Origin of the sequence: Streptomyces sp. NPDC021012, assembly GCF_044333355.1 — a bacterium.
Lineage (GTDB): Bacteria > Actinomycetota > Actinomycetes > Streptomycetales > Streptomycetaceae > Streptomyces.
Map to the genome: position 1 here is coordinate 206,260 of NZ_JBIRQU010000003.1, position 16,617 is coordinate 222,876.

The window sequence follows — 16,617 nt, forward strand, 5'->3', positions numbered from 1 at the left end:
TTTGAGAAGTGGGGCGAGGAGATCACCCGCATCACTTCTCCCCAGGGACTCCCCAGTGCCCCATATGGCCGTTTCGTGCGGCAGATGCAGGAGCAAACCGTGCGCGCTGAGTGTGCGGGGCCGGCCGCTTTCTATAGCCAGTCCCGCCGCTTGAAGACCACGTACAAACTGACACATACCGCCCCCATCAGGCCGATGGCGAAGGGGTATCCGAAGCGCCAGCTCAACTCGGGCATGAAGTCGAAGTTCATGCCATAGATGGTTCCCACGAGTGTGGGAGCAAAGAGGATGGCGGCCCAGGAAGAGATCCGCTTGATCTCCTCGTTCTGTTCGAAACCCGCTTCCGCCAGGGCGCGCATCTCGGCGTTCTGTTGTTGGGTGACCAGGGTCGCGTTGACCGTGAGGATCTCGGTCAGGGCCTGGCGGAAGCCGTCGACGCGTTCGCTGGTGTGGGTGACGTGGTCGGCGACGTCGCGGAGGTAGCGCTGGAGTTCCTCGTCGGTGCCGTATTTGGCGAAGCCGGCCATGAGGGCGTGGAGCATGCCGACCAGGGGGCGGGTGGCGCGCTGGAACTCGACCATTTCGCGGGAGAGTTCGTAGATGCGGCGGGAGACGGCGGGGTCGCCGCCGAAGACTTCGGTCTCGATCTCGTCGATGTCGTTCTGGACGCCCGCGACCACGGGGGCGTAGCCGTCGACGACCGCGTCGAGGATCGCGTACAGGACGGCTTCGGGGCCGAGGGCCAGGAGGTCCGGGTTCTCCTCCATGCGGCGGCGGACGGCGGAGAGGTCGGGGGCGGCGCCGTGCCGGACCGTGATGAGGAAGTCCGGGCCGACGAAGACGTGGAGCTCGCCGAAGTCGACCTCCTCCGGGGCGTCCAGGTAGCGGGCGGCCCGCAGGACGACGAAGAGGGTGTCGCCGTACCGTTCCAGCTTGGGGCGCTGGTGGGCCTCCATCGCGTCCTCGACGGCCAGCTCGTGCAGGTCGAACTCGGCGGCCAGGGAGTGGAGTTCCTCCTCGGTGGGCCGCTGGAGGCCGATCCATGCCATGCCGTCGGGGTGTTCGCGCAGCTGCCGGAAGGTGTCCGCGAGGGTGGTGGGGGAGGAGACCCGGAGGCCGTCGCGGTAGAGCGCCGAGTGCACCACGCTCGGCTCCGGGGCGGGCTGCCGCGAGGAGGGGGACGAGGGCGTGGGCGGTTGGTCGGGGCGGCGGCGCCAGGCCGCGTGGGGGCGGCGGTCGGACATCGTCGTGCGCCTCCTTCGTCGGGCTCCACGGGCTCCTCGGCTGTGGGACCAGAGCAGGATATATGGGGTGAATCGCTGCCGTCCGAATCCCGATGCCGTCGGGTTCGCCTTGCGGACCGTAGCTGTCCGCAAGGCTCGGTAGCGTGCGGTCATGGCCCTCAAGACGACCCACCCCGTGCTCGGCCCCCGCGCCCTGAACCGCGCCACCCTCGACCGGCAGCTGCTCCTGCGTCCCGCCCCGCTCGGCGTCGAGGAGGCCGTCGCGCACCTCGTCGGCCTCCAGGCCCAGAACACCAAGCCCCCGTACTACGCGCTCGCCGCCCGCCTCGACGGGTTCCGGCCCGAGCGGCTGTCCGCGCTCATGGAGTCCCGCGCCGTCGCCCGGATCGTCTCGCTCCGGTCCACCGTCCACACCCACACCGCCCGCGACGCCGTCGGCCTGCGCAGGCTCGTCCAGGCCGGGGCCGTCGACCGGGAGCTGAAGATGTTCCGCAAGGGGCTCGACGGCGTCGACCTCGACCGGCTCACCGACCTGGCCACCGCGTACGTCGAGGAGCGGCCCCGCACCCCCAAGGAGCTGCGGGAGCACCTGCTCCGGGAGTGGCCCGACGCCGACCCGCAGGCGCTCACCATCGCCGCCCGCTGCCTGCTGCTGATGGTGCAGGTCACCCCGCGCGGCCTGTGGGGGCGCAGCGGGCAGGTCGCGCTCACGACCGTCCGTACGTGGTTCGACGGGGTCGAGGACCGGGCCGCCGACCTCGACGAGACCGTGCGGCGCTACCTCGGCGCCTTCGGGCCCGCCTCCGTCAAGGACATGCAGCTCTGGTGCGGTCTCACCCGCCTCCGCCCGGCCTTCGAGCGGCTGCGGCCGGAGCTCCTCGTCTTCCGGGACGAGCAGGGCACCGAGCTCTTCGACCTCCCCGACGCGCCCCGCCCCGAGGAGGACACCCCCGCGCCGCCCCGCTTCCTCCCCGAGTTCGACAACCTGCTGCTCTCGCATGCCGACCGCACCCGCGTCGTCCCCGCCGAGTACCGCTCCCGCACCTGGACCGGCAACCAGGCGCACCGCGTCTTCCTCCTCGACGGCTTCCTCGCCGGCCTCTGGCGCCTCGACGAGGCCAAGGACCGCACCACCCTCACCATCGAGCCCTTCGCGCACGTCACGCGGGCGGACCGGGCCGCGCTCACGGCCGAGGCGGAGCGCACCCTCCGGCTCATGACGCCTTCCGGCACCCCGTACGACATCGTGCACGCGGACTCCTGATCCGAAGGGAAGGCCCTACGGCAGCACCCCCGCCCTCCGGGCCGTCACCACCGCCTCCAGGCGGGTGTGGGCGCCCAGCTTGCGCATCGCCGAGCGGAGGTAGCCCTTCACGGTCTCGGGGCGCAGGCCGAGGCGGTCGGCGGCCGTCGCGTTCGTCGCGCCGGAGGCGACCGCCGCGAGGACGTCCGTCTCGCGCGGGGTGAGGGAGACGCCGAGGACGGCGGGCCCGGCGCCGGAGGCCGATTCGAGGCGGCCGCAGACGGTGAGGAGGCGCTCCCGGAGCTCGGGGTCGAGGACCTTCGGGGCCAGTTCGCGCAGCTCCCCGTAGGCCTGCCGCACCTCCTCCCAGGACGGGCCGGGCGGCGGGGGAGCGAGCAGCTGCCGCACCTCGTCCCGTACCGCGAGGGCCTGCTCGACGTCACGGGCCGCCGCCATCGCCGCGTCGAAGACCCGCTCGCCGATCGGGAGGGACTCCCGCAGCGCCCCGTACAGCACCCCGCGCACCTTGCGCCGTACGACGACGGGGACGGCGATCACCGCGCGCAGGCCCTCCGCCGAGACCGGCACGTCGTACTCGTGGGTGATGTGCCGCGACGCCAGGTAGTCCGTCGCCGCGCACGGCCGCGCCAGCGCCAGGCACTTCCCGCCCAGGCCCGAGCCCGCCGAGATCGCCAGCCCGCGCAGCGCGGGCGTCACGGCCCCGCTCAGCTCCGCGATCCGCATCGTGCGGCCCGCGGCCCCCTCCTGGAGCAGTCCGCCGAAGACGACGGGCAGCCCGCTGGCGCGCCTCAGCCGCAGCAGCGCCGTACGCAGCTCCACCGCTTCCACCATCTCGGGCACGGGACCACTCCTTCACCCCCGAACGGGGGTAGTGAGACCTGGGTCACCGATTACACGATGTCCGGGACAGGTCCCGCAACGAGGAGGACACATGACGGCCACGAGCGCGACCGGCGCGACGGAGAGGTTCCGGGCCGCCCGGGACTTCCTGCTGGAGCACCGGGAGGACTACGGGACGGCCTACGAGGGCTTCTCCTGGCCCCGCCCCGACCGTTTCAACTGGGCGCTCGAATGGTTCGACGTCATCGCGGAGGGCAACGACCGGACCGCGCTCCACATCGTCGAGGAGGACGGCTCCGAGACGCGGGTGAGCTTCGCCGAGATGTCCGCCCGCTCCAACAGGGTGGCGAACTGGCTCCGCGCCCAGGGCGTCCGCGCCGGCGACCGGATCATCCTGATGCTCGGCAACCAGGTCGAACTGTGGGAGACCGTGCTGGCCGCGATGAAGCTGCGCGCCGTCCTCATCCCCGCCACCCCGCTCCTCGGCCCCGCCGACCTGCGCGACCGCGTCGACCGGGGCCGCGCCCGGCACGTCATCGTGCGCGCCGAGGACACCGCCAAGTTCGACGACGTCCCCGGGGAGTACACCCGGATCTCGGTCGGCGGCGACGGCGTCGACTGGCTGGGGTACGAGCTCGCCGACCAGGAGTCGGACGTCTTCGAGCCCGACGGCGTCACCCTCGCCGACGACACCCTGATGCTGTACTTCACCTCCGGTACCACCGCCCGCCCCAAGCTCGTCGAGCACACCCACACCTCGTACCCCGTCGGCCACCTCTCGACGATGTACTGGATCGGCCTCAAGCCCGGCGACGTCCACCTCAACATCTCCTCGCCCGGCTGGGCCAAGCACGCCTGGTCCAACCTCTTCGCCCCGTGGAACGCCGAGGCGACCGTCTTCATCCACAACTACACCCGCTTCGACCCCGCCCGCCTCATGGACGAGATGCAGCGCAACGGCGTCACCAGCTTCTGCGCCCCGCCGACCGTCTGGCGGATGCTGATCCAGGCCGACCTCGGCCAGCTGAAGACCCCGCCGCGCGAGGTCGTCGCCGCCGGCGAACCGCTCAACCCCGAGGTCATCGAGTCCGTGCGGCGCGCCTGGGGCGTCACCATCCGGGACGGCTTCGGCCAGACCGAGACCGCCGTCCAGGTCTCCAACAGCCCCGGCCAGCGGCTCAAGGAAGGCTCCATGGGCCGCCCCAGCCCCGGCTTCAAGGTCACCCTCGTCGACCCGGTCAGCGGCACGCCGGACGTCGAGGAGGGCGAGATCTGCCTCGACCTCTCCGCCCACCCGGTGGGCCTGATGACCGGCTACCACGGCGACCCCGAGCGCACGGCGGAGGCGATGGCCGACGGCTACTACCGCACCGGCGACATCGGCTCCCGCGACGCGGACGGCTACATCACGTACATCGGGCGCGCCGACGACGTCTTCAAGGCGAGCGACTACAAGATCAGCCCCTTCGAGCTGGAGAGCGCCCTCCTGGAGCACGAGGCCGTCGCCGAGGCGGCCGTCGTCCCCGCCCCCGACCCGCTGCGCCTCGCCGTCCCCAAGGCGTACATCGTCCTGGCCGCGGGCTGGGAGCCGACCGCGGAGACCGCGAAGGCCCTCTTCGCCCACTCGCGCGCGGTCCTCGCCCCGTACAAGCGCGTCCGCCGCATCGAGTTCGCCGACCTGCCCAAGACCGTCTCCGGCAAGATCCGGCGCGTCGAGCTGCGCCGGCTGACGGCGGAGGGCGGCGGCAAGGAGTACGCGGAAGGGGACCTCGCGTGACCGCCGTGAATCTCCCGTACGCGGAAGGGGACCTCGCATGAGCACGGTGAACCTGGCCTATGCGCACGGCGTCTCGGAGACGCCGCTCCTCGGCGACACCATCGCCGACAACCTCGACCGGGCCGTCGCCGCCTGGCCCGAACGCGAGGCCCTCGTCGACGTCCCCACCGGACGCCGGTGGACGTACGCGGAGTTCGGCGCGGACGTCGACCGGCTGGCCGGCTCCCTGCTCGGCAGCGGGGTCCGCAAGGGCGACCGGGTCGGCGTCTGGGCGGTGAACTGCGCCGAGTGGGTGCTCGTCCAGTACGCCACCGCCCGCATCGGCGCGATCATGGTGAACATCAACCCGGCGTACCGCGCGCACGAGTTGGAGTACGTCCTCAAGCAGGCCGGCATCTCGCTCCTGTTCGCCTCGCTCACGCACAAGACGAGCGACTACCGGGCCATGGTCGAGCAAGTCCGCGCCGGATGCCCGGAGTTGCGCGAGGCCGTCTACTTCGGCGACCCGAGCTGGGACGAGCTGCTGGCCCGGACGCCCGGGGAGCTGCGCCCGGAGCCGCTGTCCTGCGACGAGCCCGTCAACATCCAGTACACCTCGGGGACGACGGGCTTCCCGAAGGGCGCCACGCTCTCCCACCACAACATCCTCAACAACGGTTATTTCGTGGGCGAGATGATCGCCTACAGCGAGCAGGACCGCATCTGTGTCCCGGTGCCCTTCTACCACTGCTTCGGCATGGTCATGGGCAACCTCGCGGCCACCTCGCACGGCGCCTGCATGGTCATCCCGGCCGCCTCCTTCGACCCGGCGGCCACCCTCCGGGCGGTCCAGGAGGAGCGCTGCACCTCGCTGTACGGGGTGCCGACGATGTTCATCGCCGAGCTGAACCTCCCCGACTTCGCCGCGTACGACCTCTCCACGCTCCGCACCGGGATCATGGCGGGCTCGCCCTGCCCGGTCGAGGTGATGAAGCGGGTCGTCGCCGAGATGAACATGGCGGAGGTGTCGATCTGCTACGGCATGACCGAGACCTCGCCCGTCTCCACCCAGACCCGCCGCGACGACGACCTGGAGCGCCGCACCGGCACGGTCGGCCGGGTCATGCCGCACGTCGAGGTGAAGGTCGTCGACCCGGCGACCGGTCTGACGGTCGAGCGCGGGGAGGCGGGGGAGCTGTGCACGCGCGGCTACGGCGTGATGCTCGGCTACTGGGACGAGCCGGAGAAGACCGCCGAGGCGATCGACCCCGGCCGCTGGATGCACACCGGGGACCTCGCGGTCATGCGGGACGACGGTTACGTGCAGATCGTCGGCCGCATCAAGGACATGATCATCCGGGGCGGGGAGAACGTGTACCCGCGCGAGATCGAGGAGTTCCTCTACGGGCACCCCAAGATCGCGGACGTGCAGGTCGTCGGCGTGCCCGACGAGCGGTACGGCGAGGAGATCCTGGCCTGCGTGATCCCGCGCGACCCCGCCGCCCCGCCCACCCTGGACGAGATCACGGCCTTCTGCCGGGACCGGCTGGCCCACTACAAGATCCCGCGCAGGGTGGAGATCCTCACCGAGTTCCCTATGACGGTGAGCGGCAAGGTGCGGAAGGTGGAGCTGCGGCAGACGTACGGCTCCTAGACGGCCTCCGCTCCTAGACCACCTCCCGGCGCATGCAGACGCGGGGCCAGGCCGACAGGCCGTGGGCCGCCTCGGCGCGGCTGATCTCGCGCAGCCCCTCGGTGAGCGCCGGGTCGGAGTCGGCGAGCGGCCGGAAGCCGAGCCGCGTGTAGTACGGCGCGTTCCACGGCACCTCGGTGAAGGTCGTCAGCGTCAGGGCCGCCAGGCCCTGCTCCCTGGCGGCCGCCTCCAGGTGCTCGATCAGCGCCCGGCCGACGCCCCGGCGGGCGGCGTCCGGGTGCACCGACACCTGCTCGATGTGGGCGGCGCCGTCGACGGTGTCCATCAGCAGGTACGCGACCGGGCGGTCGGCGGCGTCCACCGCCACCCACGCCCGACCCGCGCTGCGGTAGGTCTCCAGGACGTCCAGGGGCAGCGGGTCGTCGTCGGCGATCGCCGCCATGCCGAGAGAACGGAACGGCTCGCCCGCCGCCCGTTCGATGTCCTGGAGCAGCGGGAGTTCGGCCGGAGCGGCCGCTCTGATGCGCATACGACAGTATGGCGCGGCCTCAGCACGGGGCGCCGTCCGGACCGGGACCGGCCTCCGGCGGCGGCCGGTTCCGGCCGTCGTCGCAGTCGCTCCGCCGGGGGTCCTCGTCCTCGCGGGGGCGGTCGAACAGCCCGCCCTCCTGCGAGAAACGGGGCAGGAACAGGGCCAGGGCGGGATCGCCGTACAGCGCCACGTACAGCTGGACGAGCCACCCGTCCGTCACCTCGCGCCGGTGGGCCGGCAGCGGGTACCGCTCCCGCAGGGCGGACAGCAGCCGCCGCGCCGCCCTCGTCGTGTCCGGCAGCCGCAGCAGCGCCACCGCGAGGAGGACCGGCGGCAGCCCGGCCGCGAGCGCCCCGGCGAGGCCCGACCCGGAAGCCCCGGTCGCGAGCGGCCCCGCCGCCACGGTCGGCGGCACGCACCCGAGGAGCACCCGGGCCGCCCACAGCCGCGCGACCGGCCGGAGCAGTCCGGCCCCGCGCAGCTCGCCGCGCAGCGCGTCCACCGCCCGCCGCGCCTCGGGACGCAGGGCCAGGGTCCGCAGCGCGAGCGCCCGGTGCAGCGCCCCGTGCACGCCGAGCTGTACGGGGTCACGCGTGCGGCCCGGTCCGCCATTGGCCCGAATCGTATGTTTGCGGCCCGCCGCGACCGCCCCGCGCTGGTGCAGCGCCACCAGGGCCACGGTGACCGCCGCCCGCCGCCCGCCGCGCAGCAGCGCGAGGGCCTGAGGCGGGGGCACGGCCTCGGTCCGGCTCCTCCCGCTGCGGGTTCTCAGGAGGGCGGCGGCGAGCAGCAGCTCTCCCCAGGCCGCTCCGATGAACCACCACGTCCCCGTCGGCATGACGCCCACCCCCCGAGGGTGTTGTGCCCGGGGGAGCGTGATCGTCACGCGTGAATGGCCGATTTCGGATGCCGAGGAGTTGTGTGCGGCCGCCGGTCGGCTTGCCGGTGCGGCTCCTGGTCGGCCTCCGGGGTCAGGCGCCGCCCGCCGCCAGGTCGTCCGCCGCGCCGTTGACCGGCTGCGGGGTGCCCGTCAGGTCGAGGACGAAGAGCGGCAGGCCGACCTCGGCGGCACGCGAGCGGGCCTCCGGGGTGTAGCCGGCGAGCGAGAAGAACACGCTCGCGCCGGAGGCGTTCAGCCCGTTGAGCCAGAGGCACTCGACGGCCCGCAGCCCGGTGGGCCGGGTGCTCGGGTCGACCTGGGCGACCAGACCGGGCGCCCGCAGGTCCACGCCCGACGAAGGGAGCTCCTCGGGCTGCACGACGTCCCTGAAGCCGAGCCACCGCAGATACCCGGCCGCCGCCGCGACCGCGTCCCGCGCGGTCCGGATCGTCACGGGCCGGAAGGCCCCGCGCAGCGGCTCCGGACGCGGGGCCTCGGGCGGCGGCGGGACGCGCGCGGGGTACCGCTCGGCGAAGGTGCGGGGACCCGCCGCGCCGGGCTCCTCGGCCCCGCGCCCGGCCGCACCTGCCCCGCCCCGCGCCCTCGGGCTCGGCCCGAACCACGGGGAACCGGACTCGACGGGTCGGGGGACGGGGGACGGGGACGGCGGGGTCGGCGGAAGCGGCCGGCTCGGCGGAAGCGGGGACGGCGGGAGCGGCGACGGCGCCTCGGCTTCCCGCGCCGGTACGGAGTCTCCACCGCCTCCGGACGCCGGTCCCGGCTCCGTCCCCTCCGCTCGTACGGGTACCCGCAGCACCGTCCCGCACGGGCAGCCCAGCTCCGGGTGGGGCCAGTCGGTGTCGCGGTCGCAGGCCCCGCAGCGGACGGTGACCCATGAGTCGGCCCAGTTGCGGCGTCTGATCGGCTCCGCGACCGAGTCCGCCACGACCGCCGGCGCGACCGGGTTTCCGCAGACGCAGGGGAAGGCGGGCGGCGCGTACGCCTGCGTGCGCAGGCATTCCGGACAGCTCACCGGTACCGACTCAGCCACAGCCCAACCCCCTGTCGTTCCGGCCCATCGTCCCCCCATCCGAGGGCCCGGGGGAGGGGGTTCGGCCAGTTCCGTGATCCCGGCGGGCGGACTTCTCTTGACGGCTCTCCGGAGCCCGACCTACATTGCTTCCGTATAGCAGAACAGCATTTCCGCATTACGGAAACAGGTGGTCGGGCCTCCCGAGACGAGGCGCCCGCCTGGATCCGCCCGGCCGAAGCAGGAGCACTCCCATGCCTCGTATGACCGCCGCCGCAGCGGCCGTTGAGATCCTCAAGCGCGAAGGCGTCACCCAGGCGTTCGGCGTCCCCGGCGCGGCGATCAACCCCTTCTACCGCGAGCTCAAGAACGTCGGCGGCGTCAACCACACGCTCGCCCGCCACGTCGAGGGCGCGTCCCACATGGCCGAGGGCTACACCCGTGCCCAGGCCGGGAACATCGGCGTCTGCATCGGTACGTCCGGCCCCGCCGGCACCGACATGATCACCGGCCTGTACTCGGCCATCGCGGACTCCATCCCGATCCTCTGCATCACCGGCCAGGCCCCGGTCTCGAAGCTCCACAAGGAGGACTTCCAGGCCGTCGACATCGCCACGATCGCCAAGCCGGTCACCAAGGCCGCGACGACCGTCCTGGAGGCCGCGCAGGTCCCCGGCGTCTTCCAGCAGGCCTTCCACCTGATGCGCTCCGGCCGTCCCGGCCCGGTCCTCATCGACCTGCCGATCGACGTCCAGCTGACCGAGATCGAGTTCGACCCGGAGACCTACGAGCCGCTGCCGGTCTACAAGCCGTCCGCGACCCGCGCCCAGGCCGAGAAGGCCCTGAGCTTCCTCCTGGAGGCCGAGCGCCCGCTGATCGTCGCCGGCGGCGGCATCATCAACGCCGACGCCTCCGACCTCCTCGTCGAGTTCGCCGAGCTGACCAGCATCCCGGTCATCTCCACCCTCATGGGCTGGGGCACCATCCCGGACGACCACGAGCTCGCCGCCGGCATGGTCGGCGTCCAGACCGCGCACCGCTACGGCAACGCGACCTTCCTGGAGTCCGACACGGTCATCGGCATCGGCAACCGCTGGGCCAACCGCCACACGGGCTACAACCTGGAGGCGTACACCAAGGGCCGGAAGTTCGTCCACGTCGACATCGAGCCCACCCAGCTCGGCAAGATCTTCGCCCCCGACTACGGCGTCGCCTCCGACGCCAAGGTCGCCCTGGAGCTCTTCGTCGAGATCGCCAAGGAGTGGAAGGCCGCGGGCAAGCTCCCGGACTTCTCCGCCTGGGCCGCCTCCGCGCAGGAGCGCAAGGCCACCCTCCAGCGCCGCACGCACTTCGACAACATCCCGATGAAGCCGCAGCGCGTCTACGAGGAGATGAACAAGGCCTTCGGCCCGGAGACCCGCTACGTCACCACCATCGGTCTCTCCCAGATCGCGGCCGCGCAGTTCCTGCACGTCTACAAGCCGCGCCACTGGATCAACTGCGGCCAGGCCGGCCCGCTCGGCTGGACCATCCCGGCCGCCATCGGCGCCGCCACCGCGCAGCCGGACGTCCCGGTCGTCGCGCTCTCCGGCGACTACGACTTCCAGTTCATGATCGAGGAGCTGGCGGTCGCCGCCCAGCACAAGGTCCCCTACGTCCACGTCCTCGTGAACAACGCCTACCTCGGTCTGATCCGCCAGGCGCAGGGCGGCCTCGGCATCAACTTCGAGGTCAACCTCGAGTTCGAGAACATCAACACCCCGGAGATCGGCGTCTACGGTGTCGACCACGTCAAGGTCGCCGAGGGCCTGGGCGTCAAGGCGATCCGCGTCACCGACCCGGACAAGCTCGGCGAGGCGCTGGAGGAGGCCAAGAAGCTGGCCGTCGAGTTCCAGGTCCCGGTCGTCGTCGAGGCCATCCTGGAGCGCATCACCAACATCGCCATGAGCAAGACGGTCGACATGAGCGACGTCACCGAGTTCGAGGACCTGGCCACCGAGCCCGGCCACGCGCCGACCGCGATCAAGGCCCTGAAGGTCTGATCCCTGAGGGTCTGATCCCTGAAGGTCGGACCTCTGAAGGTCTGACCCCTGAAGGTCTGACCCCTGAAGGTCCGATCACGGAGCCGTGAGAAGGCCCCCGCCCCGAGGAGCACCGGGGCGGGGGCCTTCCTGCGCCGCCACGAGCACCGCGCCCGCCTCCGTCCACTCGTACAGCACCGAGCGCCCCGCCCGGCCCCGCCGTACGAGCCCGGCGTCGAGCAGCACCTTCAGGTGCCGCCCCACCGAGCCGAGCCCCTGCCCGGTCAGGGCCACCAACTGGCTTGTGGACAAAGGCGATCCGAGTCGTACGAGCACCCCGGCGCGGGCCGTCCCGAGCAGCGCCCCCAAGGCCTCCGGCACCGCCGGACCGGCCGCGTCCGCCAGGGCTCCCGCGCAGGCGTAGACGATCGCGTACCGCTCGTCCCCCTCCCACGACACCCAGCCGGTCGCCGGCGTCACCGGCACGAACAGCAGCCGCCCCCGATCCACCGAACGCGGTGGATATTCACGGGTGTTGACCTGGAGCCGTCCGTCACCGAGCCAGCGCATCTTCCCCGGGCACAGCTCGTCGAGCGCCGCCGCCCAGCCGCCCCGGCTCAGCATCGCCGTCCGCGCCACCACGTCGGCCTCCAGGATCCGCCGCCGCCGCGCCCACTCCGGCAGCACGGTCTCCCGCCACACCCAGCCGAGCACGCCCGCGAGCCGCTCCGGCAGGTCCCGCGCCGAGCGCAGCGGCTCCGGCACCGGGCCGCCGACAGCCACCGCCAACTGCTCCACGGCGTCAGCGGGTTCGGTGGCCCGGACCGCATCGACCTCCTCCTCGAAACTCCGCTCGCGGTCGCCCAACGGGGTCGGGGTGAGGAAGTCCGCGTTCCAGGTGGGCCCGATCGCCGCCCGCACGAGCAGCGCGTCCAGCGGCTCGGCCGCGAGCCGCTCCCGGTAGGCGGGCAGGTGCCGGCCGAGCCAGGCCCGCTCGCCAGGGTGCGCCGCCTTCCCAGCGTGCAGCGTCTTGAGCGAGGCGACCGTCTCGGCGAGCGGCGAGAGCGCGAACGAGCTCCCCGCCAGGGTGTCCGTGCCGATCTGCCACCAGCCCATGTTTCGCCTCCCCGCGAAACAGTACCGGCGGCCCGCCGCGCACTCGGACACTCCCCGCATGTCCCGCTACCGCGCGCTCTTCCGCACCCCGGAGTTCACCCCGCTCTTCCTCACCGGGGCCGCCCACACCGCCGCCCAGACCGTCGCCGGGCTCGGTCTCGCCACGCTCGTCTTCCGCGTGACCGGGTCCCCGTTCCTCTCCGCCCTGGCCCTCTTCGGCCCCTCGCTCGCCCAGCTCCTCGGCGCGACCACGCTGCTCTCCGCCGCCGACCGGCTGCCGCCGCGCGCCGCGCTCTCCGGCATCGCCCTCTTCTTCGCGCTCGGCACCGCCGTCCTGGCGATCCCCGCCCTGCCGACCTGGGCGGTCTTCGTGATCCTCCTCGCCGAGGGGCTCGCGGCCTCGCTGGGCGGCGGGGTGCGGTACGGGCTCCTCAACGAGGTCCTCCCACGCGAGGAGTACCTCCTCGGCCGCTCCGTGACGAACATGGCCACCGGCGCCTGCCAGATCGGCGGCTTCGCCACCGGCGGCCTCCTCGTCGCCCTGCTCTCGCCCCGCGGCACGGTCCTCGCCGGCGCGGGCCTCTACCTCGCCGCCGCCCTGGTGGCCCGCCTCGGCCTCGGGGCGCGCCCGCCCCGCGCCGCCGGGCGGCCCTCGGTCGCCGAGACCTGGCGCACCAACGGACGCCTCCTGACCGTTCCCGCCCGCCGCCGCGCCTACCTCGCGCTCTGGGTACCGAACGGCCTGATCGTCGGCTGCGAGTCGCTCTTCGTGCCGTACGACCCCGAGCGCGCCGGGCTCCTCTTCGCCTGCGGCGCGCTGGGGATGCTGGCCGGGGACACCGCCATCGGCCGCTTCGTACCGGCACGGCTGCGCGAGCGGATCCGCTTCCCGCTCCAGGCGCTCCTCGCGGCCCCGTTCCTGCTCTTCGCCCTGGACCCGGTGCTTCCCCTGGCGCTCCTCCTCGTGACCGTGTCGGCCGTCGGCTACGGGGCGAGCCTGCTGCACCAGGAGAAGCTGATGACCCTGGTCCCGGAGGAGCTCAGCGGCCACGCCCTCGGCCTGCACACCTCGGGGATGCTCGCGCTCCAGGGCGTGAGCGCGGCCCTGGCCGGCACCCTCGCGCAGTACACCTCGCCGCGCACCGGCATGGCGCTGCTCGCCCTGGCCTCGCTCATGGTGACGTTCCTGCTGGCCCGTGCGGAAGCAAAAGAAGAAGAGCGCGGAACCAGGGACCGTAAACCTGGTTCCGCGCTCTCCCGCTTGTGACCGCCCGACGGCACGAGGCTGGCGCGACAGGACGTTCGCGCCGCCGGGCGGAGTCTTGGGATGTGCCCGCCTCCGGGGCCGGCGGACGGAGTCCGACGCAGCCGTCCGAAGCCTGCGAAGCAGTGCGAGGGCGGCGTCGAGAACGGGTCGTTCGCGCCGCCGGGATGAGTCTTGGGGATCCCCCTGACGAAGGGGGGGCGTTGGGACCGCGGCGGTGCCGACGGGCGCCGTGGCGGTTCCCCTTCCTTCAGGTCAAGAAGGGGGCCAGGCGTCCTTACCACCGCACTGGCTCGGAGCCGCCGCGGTCCTCACGCTTGTCCGGTTCGCCGACCACCCCTCATCCGGGCCGGCGATCCGGACCACGTACAGCACTGACCTCCCGTCAGGTGCCGTACGCAGTCTGGGTGTTGCCGCGCGATCAGTCGCGCAGGGCCTCGACGGCCTCGCGGACGCGCTTGCCGTAGTCGGCGTCGGCGGCGGCGAAGTGCGCGAGGTTCTTCTCGATGACGTCCTCGCGGGAGACCTGGGACAGACCGCCGGCGATGTTGGCGACCAGGCGCTTCTTCTCGTCCTCGGACATCAGGCGGTAGAGCTCGCCGGCCTGGAAGAAGTCGTCGTCCTTGGTGTGCGCGGGCGCCTCGTGGGTGCCGGTCCAGCCGTGGATGGCGAGCGGCGCGGAGAGCGCGGCGTCGGTCTGGGCCGGGCCCTGGTACGAGTTGGGCTCGTAGTTCTTGTCGTAACGCGAGCCGTTGCGGGTCGCCATGGCGCCGTCACGGCCGTAGTTCTCGGCCACGGTCGCCTTGGGGGCGTTCACCGGGAGCTGGGTGTGGTTGACGCCGAGGCGGTAGCGGTGGGCGTCCGCGTAGGCGAAGAGACGGCCCTGGAGCATCTTGTCCGGCGAAGGACCGATGCCCGGCACGAAGTTGTTCGGGGAGAACGCGGCCTGCTCGACCTCGGCGAAGACGTTGTCCGGGTTGCGGTCGAGGACCAGGCGGCCCACGCGCTGCAGCGGGTAGTCGCTGTGCGGCCACACCTTGGTGAGGTCGAACGGGTTGAAGCGGTAGTCGGCTGCCTCGGCGGCCGGCATGACCTGGACGTACAGGGTCCAGCTCGGGTTCACACCGCGCTCGATGGCCTGGAGCAGGTCGGTCTGGTGCGAGTTGGCGTCCTTGCCGACGAGCTCGGCGGCCTGCTCGGAGGAGAGGGAGCGGATGCCCTGGTTCGTCTTGAAGTGGTACTTGACGAAGAAGGCCTCGCCCGCCTCGTTGGTCCACTGGTAGGTGTGGGAGCCGTAGCCGTTCATGTGACGGTACGAGGCCGGGATGCCGCGGTCGCCCATGAGCCAGGTGATCTGGTGGGTGGCCTCGGGGGCGTGCGCCCAGAAGTCCCAGACGTTGTCCGGCTCCTGCTTGCCCGTGAAGGGGTCGCGCTTCTGCGAGTGGATGAAGTCGGGGAACTTGATCGGGTCCTTGATGAAGAACACCGGGGTGTTGTTGCCGACGAGGTCGTAGTTGCCCTCTTCGGTGTAGAACTTCAGGGCGAAGCCGCGGGGGTCGCGGACCGCGTCCGCGCCGCCGAGCGAGTCGGCCACGGTGGAGAAGCGGATGAAGGTCTCGGTCTTCTTGCCGACCTCACCGAGGAAGTTCGCCTTGGTGTACGCGGTGACGTCGTCGGTCACCTCGAAGTAGCCGTACGCGCCGGAACCGCGGGCGTGCACCACGCGCTCCGGGATCCGCTCACGGTTGAAGCGCGCGAGCTTCTCCAGCAGGTGCTGGTCCTGGAGGAGGAGAGGGCCACCGACGCCGGCGGTGGCGGAGTTCTGGTTGTCGGCGACGGGGGCGCCGGACTCGGTCGTAAGCACGCGCTTCGACATCGTGACCTTCCGTACGGGAGCTCTGCTGACGGTGCGAGGAGCGTAAATTCGGCTCGAACAGCACGTCAACAGTTTGTTGAAAATGAAGTGTGGTGTTCCGGTCGGCGGCGACGCCTGGGCGCGACAGGACAGGTTGTCAGCGCCGCCGCCGACCGGAAATCAGTGGCCCCGGGAAGGGGCTAGGGCCTGGCCCGGAAGACAGGCCCTAGTGGTCAGACCTGCTGGCCGGAGAGGCGCTCGACGGCGCGCAGCAGGGCCGAGTGGTCCAGGCCGCCGTCACCCTGCGCGCGCAGCGAGGCGACGAGCTGGGCGACGACCGCGCCGACCGGGAGGGCCGCACCGACGTTGCGGGCGGCGTCGGTGACGATGCCCATGTCCTTGTGGTGCAGGTCGATCCGGAAGCCGGGCTTGAAGTCCCGGTTCAGGAAGTTGTCCTTCTTGCGGGTCAGCACGGTCGAGCCGGCCAGACCGCCGTTGAGGACGTCGAGGGCGGCGTTGAGGTCCACGCCCGACTTCTCCAGGAAGACGACGGCCTCGGCGCAGGCCTGGATGTTGACCGCGACGATCAGCTGGTTGGCGGCCTTCACCGTCTGGCCGGAGCCGTGCGGGCCGCAGAGCACGATGGTCTTGCCGAGGGCCTCCAGGATCGGGAGGGCCTCGTCGAAGTCGGCCTGCTCACCGCCGACCATGATGGAGAGCACGGCCTCGATGGCGCCGGCCTCGCCGCCGGAGACGGGCGCGTCGATGACGCGGATGCCCTTCTCCTTGGCGTTCTTGGCGAGGTCGACCGAGGTCTGCGGGGTGATCGAGGACATGTCCACGATCAGCGCGCCCTGCTTGGCGTTCTCCAGGATGCCCTCGGGGCCGTAGGAGATGGCCTCGACCTGCGGGGAGGCGGGCACCATCGTGATGATGACGTCGGCGTCCTCGACGGCCTCGGCGATCGAGCCGGCCGCGGTGCCGCCGGCCTTGGCCAGGCGGTCCAGCTTGTCCTGCTCCAGGGTGAAGCCGGTGACCGAGTAGCCGGCCTTCAGGAGGTTCTCGGACATGGGGGAGCCCATGATGCCGAGGCCGATCCAAGCGATCTTGGGGAGGTTGCTGCTCATGGTGAGGGTGCCTCTCAAAACAAGGTGGTACGGG

Annotated in this window: 13 protein-coding genes; 5 read left to right on the plus strand and 8 right to left on the minus strand. The window is 72.0% G+C overall.

Translation table 11 applies throughout. The annotated features are described in order from the left end of the window. Window positions 1-131 precede the first annotated feature (131 nt). Window positions 132-1,244 (minus strand): magnesium and cobalt transport protein CorA, encoded by a 1,113-nt coding sequence (locus tag ACH4TP_RS10705; RefSeq protein WP_398437077.1) that lies wholly within the window; start codon window positions 1,242-1,244, stop codon window positions 132-134. Between the two features lie 151 nt (window positions 1,245-1,395). Between ACH4TP_RS10705 and ACH4TP_RS10710 the strand changes: the two genes are divergently transcribed. Then, window positions 1,396-2,508: a winged helix DNA-binding domain-containing protein gene (locus ACH4TP_RS10710; RefSeq protein ID WP_389232806.1), complete on the plus strand. Its 1,113-nt coding sequence runs from the start codon at window positions 1,396-1,398 to the stop codon at window positions 2,506-2,508. A gap of 15 nt (window positions 2,509-2,523) precedes the next feature. Here ACH4TP_RS10710 and ACH4TP_RS10715 read toward each other — a convergent pair whose 3' ends face one another. Next, entirely contained in the window at window positions 2,524-3,348 is an 825-nt protein-coding gene (locus ACH4TP_RS10715; protein ID WP_398437079.1) for a response regulator transcription factor, read from the minus strand. 91 nt (window positions 3,349-3,439) lie between these two features. On the opposite strand from ACH4TP_RS10715, the gene ACH4TP_RS10720 reads away from it, so the two are divergent. Next, complete coding sequence (locus ACH4TP_RS10720; protein WP_398185379.1) at window positions 3,440-5,125, plus strand: AMP-binding protein; 1,686 nt, start codon at window positions 3,440-3,442, stop codon at window positions 5,123-5,125. Between the two features lie 37 nt (window positions 5,126-5,162). Then, the gene (locus ACH4TP_RS10725) at window positions 5,163-6,758 is read left to right on the plus strand and encodes an AMP-binding protein (RefSeq protein ID WP_398437081.1); all 1,596 of its coding nucleotides are present in this window, start codon (window positions 5,163-5,165) and stop codon (window positions 6,756-6,758) included. Window positions 6,759-6,771: 13 nt separating this feature from the next. Here the strand turns inward: ACH4TP_RS10725 and ACH4TP_RS10730 are convergent, their stop codons facing one another. The 3 genes from ACH4TP_RS10730 to ACH4TP_RS10740 form a co-directional block, all read right to left on the minus strand. Next, the gene (locus ACH4TP_RS10730; RefSeq protein WP_389232818.1) at window positions 6,772-7,287 is read right to left on the minus strand and encodes a GNAT family N-acetyltransferase; all 516 of its coding nucleotides are present in this window, start codon (window positions 7,285-7,287) and stop codon (window positions 6,772-6,774) included. 19 nt (window positions 7,288-7,306) lie between these two features. Continuing rightward, the gene (locus tag ACH4TP_RS10735; RefSeq protein WP_389232820.1) at window positions 7,307-8,128 is read right to left on the minus strand and encodes a TIGR04222 domain-containing membrane protein; all 822 of its coding nucleotides are present in this window, start codon (window positions 8,126-8,128) and stop codon (window positions 7,307-7,309) included. A gap of 133 nt (window positions 8,129-8,261) precedes the next feature. Then, a complete protein-coding gene (locus tag ACH4TP_RS10740) occupies window positions 8,262-9,221 on the minus strand; it encodes a hypothetical protein (protein WP_398437083.1) in 960 nt (319 codons plus the stop codon). A 233-nt stretch (window positions 9,222-9,454) separates the two neighbouring features. Here ACH4TP_RS10740 and gcl point away from each other — a divergent pair, with 233 nt between their 5' ends. Continuing rightward, window positions 9,455-11,242 (plus strand): glyoxylate carboligase, encoded by a 1,788-nt coding sequence (gene gcl / locus ACH4TP_RS10745; RefSeq protein ID WP_398185368.1) that lies wholly within the window; start codon window positions 9,455-9,457, stop codon window positions 11,240-11,242. 75 nt (window positions 11,243-11,317) lie between these two features. On the opposite strand, the gene ACH4TP_RS10750 is transcribed toward gcl, so the two are convergent. After that, complete coding sequence (locus ACH4TP_RS10750) at window positions 11,318-12,337, minus strand: ArsR family transcriptional regulator (RefSeq protein ID WP_398437084.1); 1,020 nt, start codon at window positions 12,335-12,337, stop codon at window positions 11,318-11,320. Between the two features lie 58 nt (window positions 12,338-12,395). Here ACH4TP_RS10750 and ACH4TP_RS10755 point away from each other — a divergent pair, with 58 nt between their 5' ends. Continuing rightward, complete coding sequence (locus tag ACH4TP_RS10755) at window positions 12,396-13,604, plus strand: MFS transporter (RefSeq protein WP_398185364.1); 1,209 nt, start codon at window positions 12,396-12,398, stop codon at window positions 13,602-13,604. Window positions 13,605-14,022: 418 nt separating this feature from the next. On the opposite strand, the gene ACH4TP_RS10760 is transcribed toward ACH4TP_RS10755, so the two are convergent. After that, window positions 14,023-15,477 (minus strand): catalase, encoded by a 1,455-nt coding sequence (locus tag ACH4TP_RS10760; protein ID WP_398437085.1) that lies wholly within the window; start codon window positions 15,475-15,477, stop codon window positions 14,023-14,025. A gap of 212 nt (window positions 15,478-15,689) precedes the next feature. Beyond that, window positions 15,690-16,583, minus strand: a complete 894-nt coding sequence (locus tag ACH4TP_RS10765; protein ID WP_389232837.1) for a 2-hydroxy-3-oxopropionate reductase — start codon at window positions 16,581-16,583, stop codon at window positions 15,690-15,692. Between the last annotated feature and the right edge of the window lie 34 nt (window positions 16,584-16,617).

What these genes read in the sequence shown, in the direction of transcription:
- ACH4TP_RS10705 (WP_398437077.1), bottom strand. Translation starts at nt 1,244, where the DNA reads ATGTCCGACCGCCGCCCCCACGCGGCCTGGCGCCGCCGCCCCGACCAA.
- ACH4TP_RS10710 (WP_389232806.1), top strand. Translation starts at nt 1,396, where the DNA reads ATGGCCCTCAAGACGACCCACCCCGTGCTCGGCCCCCGCGCCCTGAAC.
- ACH4TP_RS10720 (WP_398185379.1), top strand. Translation starts at nt 3,440, where the DNA reads ATGACGGCCACGAGCGCGACCGGCGCGACGGAGAGGTTCCGGGCCGCC.
- ACH4TP_RS10725 (WP_398437081.1), top strand. Translation starts at nt 5,163, where the DNA reads ATGAGCACGGTGAACCTGGCCTATGCGCACGGCGTCTCGGAGACGCCG.
- ACH4TP_RS10730 (WP_389232818.1), bottom strand. Translation starts at nt 7,287, where the DNA reads ATGCGCATCAGAGCGGCCGCTCCGGCCGAACTCCCGCTGCTCCAGGAC.
- ACH4TP_RS10735 (WP_389232820.1), bottom strand. Translation starts at nt 8,128, where the DNA reads ATGCCGACGGGGACGTGGTGGTTCATCGGAGCGGCCTGGGGAGAGCTG.
- gcl (WP_398185368.1), top strand. Translation starts at nt 9,455, where the DNA reads ATGCCTCGTATGACCGCCGCCGCAGCGGCCGTTGAGATCCTCAAGCGC.
- ACH4TP_RS10750 (WP_398437084.1), bottom strand. Translation starts at nt 12,337, where the DNA reads ATGGGCTGGTGGCAGATCGGCACGGACACCCTGGCGGGGAGCTCGTTC.
- ACH4TP_RS10755 (WP_398185364.1), top strand. Translation starts at nt 12,396, where the DNA reads ATGTCCCGCTACCGCGCGCTCTTCCGCACCCCGGAGTTCACCCCGCTC.
- ACH4TP_RS10760 (WP_398437085.1), bottom strand. Translation starts at nt 15,477, where the DNA reads ATGTCGAAGCGCGTGCTTACGACCGAGTCCGGCGCCCCCGTCGCCGAC.
- ACH4TP_RS10765 (WP_389232837.1), bottom strand. Translation starts at nt 16,583, where the DNA reads ATGAGCAGCAACCTCCCCAAGATCGCTTGGATCGGCCTCGGCATCATG.